Consider the following 13418-nt stretch of genomic DNA (forward strand, 5'->3'; position numbering starts at 1 on the left):
ACCTAACGGCCCGCTAAATAACAAGAAAACTGCGGACCGGGTTACAGGCTTGGATTTCATTTGAAAGGCTATGCAGCGTGGTTGACGCAAGGCTTTCGCCCGTTTTGTTGCATGAACCCGGGCACCTTCCGGTGCTGCAGCAAGCGGCTGCTCTGTGTTGTCGCACGGAACGCGGATGGCCCGAGGTTTTACTGATCACCACGCGCAGGTCCCGAAACTGGATCATTCCCAAAGGGTGGTTGATCGATGGGTTTACCGCCTGTCAGTCTGCCCGGCAGGAAGCATGGGAAGAAGCGGGCGTGCGCGGGAAGTGTTTCAAGCAGCCCGTTGGGCGGTTTTCGTACCAAAAACATAGGTCAAAGAAGGGATCGGCACTGTGTATTGTGGATGTGTTCCCGCTATTTGTTCAATCGATGGCAGCAGATTTTCCCGAGTGCGGGCAGCGCCAGCGAAAATGGTTTTCACCCGAAAAAGCCGCTTCCAGGGTCAATATTGCCGAACTTGCAACATTGTTACGCAAGATAGGGCCTGACATTCACTGAGTTGCCTTCGGAAGGGCTTGATCTTGCCATGCCGCTCGGTATCTATTTGGCAACCGACATTTTGGACGGAACATGATTCAATACGCATTGAAATGCAGCAACGGCCATACATTTGACAGTTGGTTTAAATCGGCCGCCGCTTACGACAAACTGGCATCCACGGGCATGGTGACATGCGCCGTGTGCGGGTGTTCGCAGGTTGAAAAAGCGATCATGACGCCCCGTGTTCGTCCGGCTCGGAACGCTGTGGCTGGCGGTTCAGCGCCATTGCCCGAGGTGGCTCCGATCGACGTGACTACCCCATCGCCCGACGTGGAAGAGGTTCTGGCACAGTTGCGCCGCAAGGTTGAAGAGAATTCCGACTATGTCGGCAAGGATTTCGCAACGGAAGCGCGTAAAATCCATCTCGGTGACGCGCCGGAACGCGCGATTTACGGTGAGGCCAAGCCCGAAGAGGCAAAAGCACTGATCGATGATGGCGTGCCGGTGGCGCCATTGCCTTTCATTCCCAGCAGAAAGACGAACTGAGCCGTGCATGTGGTGATCACAGGGGCCAATCGCGGAATTGGGAAAGCCCTGGCAGATCGCTACAGGGCGAGGGGCGACACACTGACTGGCACCGCGCGGGATAACAGCGCGCAGGTTGTTCTGGATGTGACCGACCCCTCACATCACGATGAATTGGCCACGCGGTTGAAAGGCCAACCGGTCGATCTGCTTATCTGCAATGCCGGAGTGTATTTGGATAAAGGGCAGGACTTCGACGGCTATCCGGCCGAAATGTGGGCGCAGAGCTTTGCAACAAATGTAACCGGGGTATTCCTGACGATTCAGTCGCTTTTGCCTAATCTGCGCGCCGCGCGGGGCAAGGTAGCGATCCTTTCCTCGCAAATGGCGTCTCATACGCGCGCGCTGGGTGGCAGCTATATTTATCGTGCGTCAAAAGCTGCGGTGTTGAATCTGGGTCGAAACCTGGCCACTGATCTGAGCCCGGAGGGCATCGCTGTTGGCATCTATCACCCAGGGTGGGTGCAGACCGACATGGGCGGGACTGCAGCAGAGATCACAACTGACCAGGCTGTCAACGGCCTGATCGACCGTTTCGATGCGTTGTCACCAGAGACGACTGGTTGTTTCGAAACTTGGGACGGCAGACGCCACGCTTACTGACGGGTCAGCGCCGCTTTGGGAATTTCGTAAACCTCGCCCGGATCAATGAAAATCACCATGATGTCCCCGCGCGTTTCATAGTTGAGCTTTGCAGGAGAACTGCTGGAATTCGGCACGCCGTCAGTGAAATAGATGCTGCGCACTTCGCCGCCCCCCAGACCTACGGCCAAGGTCGTGGTGCCGTCATCATGGTGACGCAACTCGGCATGGCAACTGCTCATCGGCTCACCAGCGACGGAAGCACAGGGTATAGTGCCCAGAGAGTTCTTTCCGTCCGTTCCGGCCAGAGTAGTTTCTTGCGCAAGGGCAGAGGAGGACAGCAGGGCAAATGCGATGGCAAGGCGGTACATGGAAAACCTCTTGGAATTTTCGTTGCCTGCAGGCTGACACCCCCGCGTCAGGTTGTAAAGCGGCCCAATGCCGCGACTGAGGAGGTATTGAACCCTTGCCCTTGCGGCCCCCCTCGCATAAGACGCACGGGATCTGAATTCCAAGGCGCGGAGATCACACCCCCATGCCCGTACTCGTTATGAAATTCGGTGGCACTTCGGTTGCCAATCTTGACCGCATCCGCCGCGCGGCAAAGCGCATAGGTGTCGAGGTGGCCAAGGGATACGACGTGATCGTCATCGTCTCGGCCATGTCCGGTAAGACAAATGAACTGGTGGGTTGGGTCGACGAGACCTCTCCGTTGTACGACGCGCGTGAATATGATGCGGTTGTGTCTTCGGGCGAGAACGTGACTGCCGGTCTGATGGCGCTGACCCTTCAGGAAATGGACGTCCCGGCGCGCAGCTGGCAAGGTTGGCAGGTGCCGCTTTTGACCACCAGCGCCCACAGCCAGGCGCGAATTGAAGAAATCCCGACCGACAATATAAGCCAGAAATTTGGCGAGGGCATGAAGGTCGCTGTTGTTGCCGGTTTTCAGGGCATCAGCCCCGAAGGCCGTATCACCACGCTGGGTCGGGGCGGCTCGGACACGACTGCTGTGGCCTTTGCTGCGGCGTTCGATGCGGAACGTTGTGACATCTATACGGATGTGGACGGCGTCTATACCACCGATCCGCGCATCTGTGATAAGGCGCGCAAGCTGGACCGGATTTCGTTCGAGGAAATGCTCGAACTGGCCTCGCTGGGGGCCAAGGTGCTGCAAACCCGCTCGGTCGAACTGGCGATGCGGTATAAAGTGAAACTGCGCGTTCTCTCAAGTTTCGAAGAACAATCCGACGAGGCCGGTACGCTGGTCGTTGACGAGGAGGATATCATGGAATCCAATGTTGTGGCCGGTGTGGCCTATTCCCGCGACGAGGCCAAGATGACCGTCGTATCGGTGGCGGACCGCCCCGGTATCGCCTCGACCATCTTCACCGCACTCAGCGATGAGGGTGTGAACGTGGACATGATCGTTCAGAACATCTCGGACGAAGGGCGCACGGACATGACCTTTTCCTGCCCCACCGATCAGGTGGCCCGTGCCGAAAAGGCATTGCTGGCCATCAAGGGCAAGGGCGAACTGAACTACGCCGAACTGGTCGCAGACGAGGATGTTTGCAAGGTCTCGGTTGTGGGGATCGGCATGCGCTCGCAGTCGGGTGTTGCGGCGAAAATGTTCAAGATACTCTCGGATGAGGGGATCAACATCAAAGTCATTACAACCTCTGAGATAAAAATTTCCGTTCTGGTGGACAGGAAATACATGGAACTTGCCGTTCAGGCACTGCATGATGCTTTTGAACTGGACAAGGCGGCCTGAGCATTTCGGCCACGGGTTTCGCCTGACACCATAGAACGGTTGGGCCATGGCGGACGGCACCGAAACAGAATCCCGCAAGCTGCTGGGGCGGCTGCGCGAAGAGATGGCGAGCGAAGCCGCCGGTCAGGAACGTCTTGACCGGATCACACATCTGATCGCCGACAGCATCCGGGCTGAGGTATGCTCGATCTACCTGTTCCGCGATGAAGAGACGCTGGAGCTTTGCGCGACCGAGGGTCTGTCACCCGAGGCGGTGCACAAAACCCGGATGCGACTGGGGGAAGGTCTGGTAGGCCGCGTCGCCCAATCCGGCAAGGTGGTTAACACTGCAGATGCGCCCTCGGCCAAGGGCTTCCGGTATATGCCGGAAACCGGCGAAGAGCGGTTCACCTCTTTCCTTGGTGTTCCGGTTCAGCGCTTGGGTGAAAAGCTGGGGGTTCTTGTGGTTCAGTCCCGTGAGGCACGGGAATTCTCCGCCGATGAAATCTATGCGCTGGAGGTGGTGGCCATGGTTTTGGCCGAAATGGCGGAACTTGGCGCCTTTGTGGGTGAGGGCGCGGCACTGTCACCACGCCACCAGCAATCCGTTCAGTTGATGGGCGGTCCCGCGCAGGAAGGCTCGGCGGAAGGCCATGTATGGCTGCATGAACCCCGTGTCGTTGTGACCAATCCGATTGCGGATGACCCGCACCGTGAACGCGAGCGGCTGACCGAAGCGGTCGAGGAACTGCGCGTGGGCGTCGACAAGATGCTGGAAATTTCGCAGGGCGGGGACAAGGAACAGCTTCAGGTTCTCGAGGCTTACCGCATGTTTGCCAATTCCAAAGGCTGGATGCGCCGGATGGAAGAGGACATAGGGCTTGGTCTCAGCGCCGAAGCGGCGGTCGAGAAGGAACAATCCCAAGCCCGCGCCCGCATGGGGCAGGTCACGGACCCCTATTTGCGCGAACGGCTGGCCGATCTGGATGATCTGTCCAACCGGCTGCTGCGCATTCTGACCGGGCAGGGCAATACCAATGGGGCCGATCTGCCACCCGACCCGATCCTGATCGCACGCAATATCGGGCCCGGCGATCTGCTGGAGTATGGCCGCTCGCTGAAAGGCATCGTGCTTGAGGAAGGCTCGGTCGGTAGCCACGCCACCATTGTCGCCCGAGCGCTGGCGATCCCGCTGGTCGTGCATGTGGGCCGGATCACGACCGAGGCGCTGAATGGTGACCACATTCTGGTTGATGGTGATCATGGCGTTGTGCATCTGCGCCCCGAAGATACGGTGGTTAGTGCGTTCCGTGACAAAATCGCCATGCAGGCCAAAGCGCAGGAGCGCTATGCCTCGATCCGCGAAACCCCGACCGTGACCAGGGACGGTGAGCGGATCAATCTGGTAATGAACGCGGGCCTGATGGCCGACCTTCCATCTCTGGGCAATTCAGGGGCCGAAGGCGTGGGTTTGTTCCGCACTGAGTTGCAATTCCTGATTCGCAACCAAATGCCCAAGAGATCCGAGCTTGTCTCACAATATCAGCGGGTTCTGGACGCGGCGGGGGATAAGCGCGTGGTGTTCCGCACACTGGATATCGGCTCGGACAAGGTTCTGCCCTACATGAAACATGTGGCCGAACCGAATCCGGCGCTGGGCTGGCGCGCGATCCGCGTAGGCCTGGACAAGCGTGGCGTCATGCGGATGCAGTTGCAGGCTCTGATGCGCGCCGCCAATGGCCGGCCTCTGACGGTGATGTTTCCCTTTGTGGCGCAGGCCGATGAGTTTCGCGAGGCGAAGTGGGAGGTCAACAAGACCATCGAACGGGAAAAACGCCTTGGCCACGTACTGCCCGAGACAATCGAAGTCGGTGCGATGCTGGAAACCCCGTCGCTCGCTTTTGCGCCACAGAAATTCTTTGATGAGGTCGATTTCGTTTCTATCGGCGGTAATGACCTGAAGCAGTTCTTTTTCGCTGCCGACCGCGAAAACGAACTGGTACGCCGCCGCTATGACACGCTGAACGTCAGCTTCCTGAGTTTCATCGAGCGGATTGTCGAACGCTGCAATATCTCGAACACGCCGCTGAGTTTCTGTGGCGAGGATGCGGGTCGCCCGGTTGAAGCGCTCTGCTTGGCTGCGATGGGCATCCGGTCGCTGTCCATGCGCCCGGCGTCGATTGGCCCGGTCAAAAGCGTCCTGTTACGCGCTGACTTGCAATCGCTGCGCAAAATTATTGCCGACGCAAGGCACCGTGGCGAGCAATCTGTAAGGCCCGCCGTCATGGAATGGCTGCGCAATCAAGGGTGAACTCCCAAATGCGGGCTTGCTTTCTGCATTCGCATTGCCTATCCAAGCCGCAAATGTTAGCGATAACATAACTCATGTCACAGGCACTGCAGATTTGTGGTGCTATGGTGGCTCAGTTGGAAACTGAAGGAGCCTGTCGATGGTTTCACGCGTAATTCCGGTTAACCCGTTCGACCTGGTGTTGTTCGGTGCGACCGGCGATCTGGCACAGCGCAAGATATTGCCGGGCCTTTGTCACAGGTTTGAAGTGGGGCAGATGCCGGAAGAGGCCCGGATTATCGGGTCGGCCCGATCCGATATGGACGGGGATGCGTTTCGCGCCCAGGTTCGTACTTCGATGAAGGAATTCGCGCCTGAAATCGAAACAGATGTGCTGGATCGGTTTTTGGAGCGGGTGGACTATGTGTCGGTTGACGCTTTGGGCAAAGCAGGGTGGACAGATCTGGCCAAAGCCCTGCGTCCGGATGTCGTGCGCGCCTTTTATCTGTCAGTTGGCCCCAATCTGTTTTCGGGCATTGCACAACGTCTTAACGAACATGGCCTTGCTACGCCTGAAAGCCGCATTGTGGTGGAAAAGCCCTTTGGCCACGATCTGGCCTCGGCCAAAGCTTTGAACGAAGGCCTGCGCGCCTGTTTCGAAGAGCATCAGATCTACCGGATCGACCATTATCTGGGAAAAGAGACGGTGCAGAACCTGATGGCGCTGCGCTTTGCCAACTCTCTGTTTGAACCGCTGTGGAATTCCACCCATATCGACCACGTCCAGATCACCGTGGCGGAAACGGTCAGCGTCGAAGGGCGCGGGGCTTATTACGATCAGTCCGGCGCAATGCGGGATATGATCCAGAATCATCTTGTGCAGTTGTTGTGTCTGACCGCAATGGAGCCACCTTCGAAATTTGCTCCCAACGCGGTGCGTGATGAAAAGGTCAAGGTTATCGAGGCGCTGGAACCTGTGGCACCTTCGGATATTGCGCGCGGTCAGTACCGCGCGGAACATGGCGCGGGCGGCTATGTCGATCACGTCAGTAACCCCGCCAGCCGAACCGAAAGTTTCATCGCGCTCAAGGTTCATCTGGGCAACTGGCGCTGGGCCGGAGTGCCTTTCTACCTGCGTACCGGCAAGCGACTGCGTGCACGGGAATCCGAGATTGCGGTAATTTTCCGAGACCCTCCGCACACGATTTTCCCGAATGTTGGCCCTCTGCACGGTAATGTGCTGGTGATCCGTCTGCAGCCCGACGAGGGCATAACCCTGCGCACCACAATCAAAGAGCCGGGGCAGGGCGGTTTCCGCCTGTCCGACGTGGCCCTGGACATGAGCTTTGCCGAAGCTTTGGGCGATGAGTCGAAATCGCCGGATGCCTATGAACGGCTTATTATGGACGTGATCCGCGGCGACCAGACCCTGTTCATGCGTGGGGACGAAGCCGAGGCAGCCTGGGCCTGGGTTGATCCCATCATTCAGGGATGGGAAGACCGTGGAGACCGTCCCTCACGCTATGATCAGGGTAGTTCAGGCCCCGAAGAAGCATTGATGCTGATGCATCGTGATGGGCGCCGCTGGCGTCAGATCGGAGGTTAACGATGGTTCATTCAGTTATTACCGATGTCACCCAACGGATCATCGACCGCAGCGCCGATCTGCGCGGCCCCCATGTGGAGCGGATGGAGCATGCCCGGTCGAAAGGCCCCGCCCGTGCGCATCTGTCCTGCAGCGGTCAGGCTCATGCCTATGCCGGCGCGGGTGCGGATCAGCAGTCGATGGCCACCGGAACCGCCGGTAATCTCGGTATCGTCACGGCCTATAACGACATGCTCTCCGCGCACCAGCCGTTCGAGCGTTACCCCGAACTGATCCGTCAGACCATCCGCGCGGCGGGCGGCACGGCACAGATTGCTGGCGGCGTTCCTGCGATGTGCGATGGTGTCACACAGGGCGAGGCGGGGATGGAGCTGTCCCTGTTTTCCCGCGACGTGATCGCCTTGGCGACGGGCGTGGCGCTGAGCCACAATACCTATGACGCGGCTGTATTTCTTGGTGTCTGCGATAAGATTGTGCCGGGACTTGTGATCGGGGCGCAGGCATTTGGCCACCTGCCAGCCGTGTTCCTGCCCGCCGGTCCGATGACCAGCGGCTTGCCGAACGACGAAAAGGCCAAAGTCCGCCAGAAATTCGCCGCCGGAGAGGTCGGCCGCGAAGAACTGATGGCCGCCGAAATGGCCGCCTATCATGGTCCCGGCACCTGCACCTTTTACGGCACTGCCAACACCAACCAGATGTTGATGGAATTCATGGGTCTGCACCTTCCGGGATCCAGCTTTGTCAACCCGAACACCCCGTTGCGGGACGCGCTGACCGAGGAAGGCGCGCGGCGTGCCTTGTCGCTCAGCGCCTTGGGCAACAGTTACACGCCGGTCTATCAGGTTCTTGATGAACGTGCCTTTGTGAACGGCATCGTTGGCCTGATGGCAACGGGCGGCTCGACCAACCTTTTGATTCACCTGATCGCCATGGCGCGGGCGGGCGGTATCGTGCTGGACTGGCAGGATTTTTCCGACATCTCTGCTGTTGTGCCGCTGGTCGCGCGGGTCTACCCCAATGGCCTGGCAGACGTGAACCATTTCCACGCCGCAGGTGGTCTGGGTTATTGCATTGGCACTCTGTTGGAAGACGGTCTGTTACACCCGGACACTCTGACCGTCGCGGGGCAAGGCCTGCACAACTACACCAAGGAACCCAAGCTGAAAGACGATGATCTGATCTGGGAAGAGGGCGCTGGCCACAGCCTGAACGATAAGATTGTGCGCTCGGCCAAGGACCCGTTCCAACCCACTGGCGGTCTGTCGCGCCTGACCGGAAATCTGGGCACCGCCGTCATGAAGGTTTCAGCTGTGGCGCCTGAACATCAGGTGGTCGAGGCACCGGTCCGTGTCTTCCACGATCAGGATGAAGTCAAAGCCGCCTTCAAGGCCGGAGAGTTCACTGATGACGTCATCGTCGTCGTTCGGTTCCAAGGACCCAAAGCCAACGGGATGCCCGAGTTGCACTCGCTGACCCCGATCCTGTCAATCCTGCAGGGCAGGGGGCAAAAAGTAGCGCTGGTCACCGATGGCCGCATGTCTGGTGCGTCAGGTAAGGTCCCTGCCGCGATCCATGTCTGCCCCGAGGCGTTGGATGGTGGTCCCATTGCTTACCTGCAAGATGGTGATGTTCTGAGGGTCGATGCCTCTAATGGTGAGTTGGAGATCCAGACAAAGGGCGTGTTGGACCGCACCCCAGCCGTCGCCGATCTTTCGGCCAACCAGTTCGGTAGCGGGCGCGATCTGTTCAGCGCCTTCCGCAACGCTGTCGGCTCGGCGGATGCCGGTGCCAGTATTTTCGGAGCGTAAGACATGTCTGCAAAAACCCAACGCACCCGCGAAATCTGTGCGCTTGCGCCCATCGTGCCGGTTCTGGTGGTCGACGACGCAGCACAGGCGCGTCCCTTGGCCGAGGCGCTGGTTGCCGGGGGGCTGCCAGCGTTGGAAGTCACCCTGCGCACTCCGGCGGCCCTGGATGCCATCCGCGCCATGGCCGAGGTTCCCGGAGGGGTTGTCGGTGCAGGTACGCTTGTCACCCCCGATGATGTCCGCGCAGCCAAAGAGGCAGGGGCGCAATTCGGCGTTTCACCCGGTGCCACCGATGCTCTGATCGCCGCGTGCGAGGCCGAGGGTTTGCCCCTGCTGCCCGGCGCGGCCACTGCGAGCGAGGCGATGCGCCTGCTGGCGCGGGGCTATGACATGCTGAAATTCTTCCCGGCAGAGGCGTCGGGTGGAGCCCCGGCCCTGAAAGCCATCGGCGCACCTCTGCCGCAAATCAGTTTCTGCCCGACCGGCGGGGTCACGCCCTCGAATGCGCAGGACTACCTGTCGCTGTCCAATGTCGTTTGCGCTGGTGGCAGCTGGGTTGCGCCGAAACAGATGGTGGTAAGCGGCGACTGGGCCGAGATCGAAACACTTGCGCGCGAGGCGTCAAAGCTGATGGATTGACGCGCCGCGCCCTCTCGCTAGGGTAGGCGTCAATTCAGACAGGTTGACCCCATGACAAACCAAATCTCCCTTGCGCAAGGGCGCGAGTATCTGGCCATTCCCGGTCCTTCGGTCATACCCGACGCGGTTCTGCAGGCAATGCACCGCCCGTCACCCAACATTTATGACGGCGAACTGATCGATATGATGCCCGGCCTGACCCGCGACCTGCGCCGCGTGGCCCGGACTAAACACAACGTGGCGATTTACATTGCCAACGGTCACGGCACGTGGGAGGCTGCGCTGTCCAATGTGATCGCGCCGGGCGAGGTCGTGCTCGCCCCCGCCTCGGGTCTCTTCACCCATGGCTGGGCCGAAATGGCCGAGGGTATCGGGGCCAAAGTCCAGTTGATCGATTTCGGTACGTCTTCTGCGTGGGATTTCGACCGTATCGCCGGCGCCTTACGCGCCGATACGGCGCATCAGATCAAGGCGGTTCTGGCCGTGCACGTGGACACGTCCAGTTCGATCCGAAACGACATTCCGACGCTGCGGGCGCTGCTGAACGAACTGGATCACCCGGCGCTGCTGATGGCGGATTGCATCGCCTCGGTGGGGTGCGATCGGTACGAGATGGATGAATGGGGCGTCGATGTCACGGTCACTGCATGTCAGAAAGGTTTGATGACACCGGCGGGTGTCGGCTTTGTTTTCTTCAACGACAAAGCTCAGGCCAAACGCGCTGCCATGCCGCGCGTTTCGCAATACTGGGATTGGCAACGGCGTGTGAATCCCGAAGTTTTCTACCAGTATTTTAACGGCACGGCGCCGACTCATCACCTTTACGGCCTGCGTGCAGCGCTGGACATGATTCACGCCGAGGGACTCGAAAGCGTCTGGACGCGCCATGAACGCCTCGCCGCGGCGATCTGGGCCGCCTGTGAGATTTGGGCTCAGGGTGGTGCGCTGCAACTGAACGTTGCCGACCGTACACATCGCAGCCACGCTGTAACCGCCCTGCGCCTGACGGACGGGCTCGGTACTCCGCTGCGTGTGTTTACCGAGAGCCAGCTGGGTTTGACGCTGGGAATTGGCCTGGGGATGGAGGATTGGGACGGGTGCTTCCGCCTTGGTCACATGGGCCATGTGAACGGCCAGATGGTTATGGCCATGCTGGGCGGGGTGGAAACAGCCCTGGCTGCGCTGGACATCCCGCGCGGCAAGGGCGCTCTTGAGGCTGCGGCGTCTGCTTTGGCCTCTGCTGGATAAGTCAGCCCCGTGCCGCCGCCAGCGCCTTGGGCAGGGCGGTGGCAAAGGCATCCATATCGGCCGTCTCGCCACAGCTAACGCGGATACAGCGGTTCTGCGGGGCGGAAATGGGCATGCGTACAAAGATCCCCTGCGCGACCAGCGAGTCCAGAACGGCCTTGGCAAACTGTCCATCCCGCCCGCAGTCGATGGCCACGAAATTGGTGGCCGAGGGCAAAGGCTCCAATCCATTCTCGCGCGCAATCTGCCCGATCCGATTCCGCGCCTCCACGATCCGCGCCTGAACCCGTTTCAGCCAATCGGAATCCCGCAAAGCTGCCAGCGCCCCAGCCTGCGCGGCCCGGTTCATCCCGAAATGATTGCGAACTTTGTTGAAGGCGGCAATCAAACCCGGCGCAGCAATCGCATAGCCAACCCGTGCGCCCGCCATGCCGTAAACCTTTGAAAACGTGCGCAAACGGATTACCCGTGGATCTTCAGCGTCAATGAGTGCTGCCGTGCCTTCCGGCGCGCATTCCACATAGGCCTCGTCCAGGACCAGCAGGCAGCCGTCGGGCAGCGCCTCCATCGCTGTCAAGATATCCGAACCCGAGTGCCAGCTACCCATGGGATTGTCCGGATTGGCAAGATAGACCAGCTTGGCGTCAACCTCGGATGCTTTGGCGATCAGCGCGGCCGGGTCTTCGTGATCGTCGCGATAGGGTACTTTGTGCAGCTCGCCGCCAAACCCTGCCACATGGTAGTTGAACGTCGGATAAGCTCCGTCCGAGGTCACAACAGAGTCGCCGGTGCCGACAAGCAGCCGGACGAGATACCCCAACAGACCGTCAATTCCTTCACCCACAACAATATTCTCGGCTTTGACCCCGTGATGATCTGCCAGAGCTTCGCGCAGGTCATGGTTCTCGGGATCGCCATACATCCAGATATCTGACGCCGCCATCGCCTCGATCGCACGGGGCGAGGGCCCGAACACACTCTCATTCGCGCCCAGCCTTGCCGTAAACGGTGCGCCGCGCTGGCGCTCCTGAGTTTCGGGGCCGACAAAGGGCACGGTGGCGGGCAGAGACAAGGCAAGCGGGGTGTAACGTGGTTCAGCCATGCCGGCAGATAAACGCATGATCACTTGTCTGGCAACCTTGTGAAGCGCCGATGAGAAACGTGCTCAGTTGGTTGCCAACAATGTATTTGCCCTGACGTCGCAGTGGAACTTTCCCCGCCATTCGGGGCATGGTTGGCACAACAGGAATTGGGAGGTCCGCATGTCACGCGTATCCGTCGAATACAAAGATCACATCGCCCATGTCACGCTGACCCGTGGTGACAAGATGAATGCGCTGGACGATGCGATGTTCAAGGCGCTGCTTTCTGCAGGACAAGAGGTCGCCGCCTCGGATGTCCGTGCCGTGGTGTTGTCGGGCGAGGGCAAGAGCTTTTGCGCCGGTCTCGACATGGCCAGTTTTGCCGGGATGGCGCATATTGACCCGAAAGAATGGCTGATGGGCCGCAGCCACGACGATGCCAATGAAATGCAGGAGGTCGCGCTGATCTGGCGCCGTGTGCCGGTGCCGGTAATCTGCGCCATTCAGGGCGTGGCCTATGGGGGCGGGCTGCAAATTGCGCTGGGTGCTGATATCCGTATCGCGCACCCCGAGGCCAAGTTGTCCGTGATGGAGATGAAATGGGGTATAATCCCTGACATGGGCGGTATGGTGCTGCTGCCTGATCTGGTGCGCTCTGACGTACTGCGCCTGCTGACCTACACCGCGCGTCCCATCGGCGCACAACAGGCCGCCGACTGGGGTCTCGTCACCAAACTGTCCGACGATCCGCTGACCGAAGCGCTGGCTCTGGCGGAAGATATCGCTGGCAAAAGCCCCTCGGCCATCCGCGCCGCGAAACGTCTGATCGAGGTGGCCGAAACCAAGCCCCGCGCCGAAGTGCTGATGGAGGAATCCGCCGAGCAGGTCGAACTTATCGGCAAGCCGGACCAGATGGAGGTTGTCACCGCGCAGATGCAGGGGCGCAAGCCAGAGTTCAAGTGACTAGCGCATGAAAGCGCGCCGTGCGTCGCGGGCCATGTTATACCGCATCTCCAGATCGGCGATGCGGGCCATAGCCGCTTTGCGCGCATCCGGATCGGTCAGCAGCGCATAGTCCTTTCGGGCGGCGTCGAGCTTTTTCCTGATCTCGAACTCTTCAGGCAGCACCCCCGCTTGCGCCATGATCCGGTGCCCGGCAGCAAGGGCAGGGTCACTTTGCGCTTCCGAAGACCGATCGGGTAGGGGTTTGCCTTCCCCCTCCAGACCCTGCAACTGGCCCTCGGCCTGTGCTTTTTTGATCTGGCGTTCAATGATTTTTCCAAGCGATCCAAGCATGGTCA

13 protein-coding genes are annotated in these 13418 nt (G+C 59.8%); 10 read left to right on the top strand and 3 right to left on the bottom strand.

Going from position 1 to position 13418, the window contains the following annotated elements:
* Window positions 1–131 precede the first annotated feature (131 nt).
* From GOX66_RS09100 to GOX66_RS09110, 3 genes are all read left to right on the top strand, one after another.
* A complete protein-coding gene (locus GOX66_RS09100; RefSeq protein ID WP_336509463.1) occupies window positions 132–542 on the top strand; it encodes an NUDIX hydrolase in 411 nt (136 codons plus the stop codon).
* A gap of 72 nt (window positions 543–614) precedes the next feature.
* Window positions 615–1070: a DUF1178 family protein gene (locus GOX66_RS09105; RefSeq protein WP_170761796.1), complete on the top strand. Its 456-nt coding sequence runs from the start codon at window positions 615–617 to the stop codon at window positions 1068–1070.
* Window positions 1071–1073: 3 nt separating this feature from the next.
* Window positions 1074–1712 (top strand): SDR family NAD(P)-dependent oxidoreductase, encoded by a 639-nt coding sequence (locus tag GOX66_RS09110; protein ID WP_170761798.1) that lies wholly within the window; start codon window positions 1074–1076, stop codon window positions 1710–1712.
* Here GOX66_RS09110 and GOX66_RS09115 read toward each other — a convergent pair.
* The gene (locus GOX66_RS09115; protein WP_170761800.1) at window positions 1706–2062 is read right to left on the bottom strand and encodes a hypothetical protein; all 357 of its coding nucleotides are present in this window, start codon (window positions 2060–2062) and stop codon (window positions 1706–1708) included. The two genes, GOX66_RS09110 and GOX66_RS09115, sit on opposite strands and share 7 nt — an antisense overlap.
* A gap of 164 nt (window positions 2063–2226) precedes the next feature.
* Between GOX66_RS09115 and GOX66_RS09120 the strand changes: the two genes are divergently transcribed.
* The 6 genes from GOX66_RS09120 (at window position 2227) to GOX66_RS09145 (ending at window position 11035) form a co-directional block, all read left to right on the top strand.
* The gene (locus tag GOX66_RS09120) at window positions 2227–3465 is read left to right on the top strand and encodes an aspartate kinase (protein WP_170761801.1); all 1239 of its coding nucleotides are present in this window, start codon (window positions 2227–2229) and stop codon (window positions 3463–3465) included.
* Between the two features lie 46 nt (window positions 3466–3511).
* The gene (gene ptsP / locus GOX66_RS09125; protein WP_170761803.1) at window positions 3512–5755 is read left to right on the top strand and encodes a phosphoenolpyruvate--protein phosphotransferase; all 2244 of its coding nucleotides are present in this window, start codon (window positions 3512–3514) and stop codon (window positions 5753–5755) included.
* A gap of 139 nt (window positions 5756–5894) precedes the next feature.
* Entirely contained in the window at window positions 5895–7340 is a 1446-nt protein-coding gene (zwf, locus tag GOX66_RS09130; protein ID WP_170761805.1) for a glucose-6-phosphate dehydrogenase, read from the top strand.
* Between the two features lie 2 nt (window positions 7341–7342).
* Entirely contained in the window at window positions 7343–9148 is a 1806-nt protein-coding gene (gene edd / locus GOX66_RS09135; protein WP_170761807.1) for a phosphogluconate dehydratase, read from the top strand.
* A 3-nt stretch (window positions 9149–9151) separates the two neighbouring features.
* Window positions 9152–9787 (top strand): bifunctional 4-hydroxy-2-oxoglutarate aldolase/2-dehydro-3-deoxy-phosphogluconate aldolase, encoded by a 636-nt coding sequence (locus GOX66_RS09140; protein ID WP_170761809.1) that lies wholly within the window; start codon window positions 9152–9154, stop codon window positions 9785–9787.
* 51 nt (window positions 9788–9838) lie between these two features.
* Window positions 9839–11035 (top strand): pyridoxal-phosphate-dependent aminotransferase family protein, encoded by a 1197-nt coding sequence (locus GOX66_RS09145; RefSeq protein ID WP_170761811.1) that lies wholly within the window; start codon window positions 9839–9841, stop codon window positions 11033–11035.
* Between the two features lies 1 nt (window position 11036).
* Here GOX66_RS09145 and GOX66_RS09150 read toward each other — a convergent pair whose 3' ends face one another.
* Window positions 11037–12137 carry a pyridoxal phosphate-dependent aminotransferase gene (locus tag GOX66_RS09150; RefSeq protein ID WP_170762020.1) on the bottom strand — a complete coding sequence of 367 codons (1101 nt, stop codon included), beginning with the start codon at window positions 12135–12137 and terminating at the stop codon, window positions 11037–11039.
* Between the two features lie 160 nt (window positions 12138–12297).
* On the opposite strand from GOX66_RS09150, the gene GOX66_RS09155 reads away from it, so the two are divergent.
* Entirely contained in the window at window positions 12298–13080 is a 783-nt protein-coding gene (locus tag GOX66_RS09155; RefSeq protein ID WP_170761813.1) for a crotonase/enoyl-CoA hydratase family protein, read from the top strand.
* On the opposite strand, the gene GOX66_RS09160 is transcribed toward GOX66_RS09155, so the two are convergent.
* Complete coding sequence (locus GOX66_RS09160; RefSeq protein ID WP_170761815.1) at window positions 13081–13413, bottom strand: DnaJ family domain-containing protein; 333 nt, start codon at window positions 13411–13413, stop codon at window positions 13081–13083.
* Between the last annotated feature and the right edge of the window lie 5 nt (window positions 13414–13418).

Source organism: Ruegeria lacuscaerulensis, from assembly GCF_013031245.1.
Taxonomy (GTDB): domain Bacteria; phylum Pseudomonadota; class Alphaproteobacteria; order Rhodobacterales; family Rhodobacteraceae; genus Ruegeria; species Ruegeria lacuscaerulensis_C.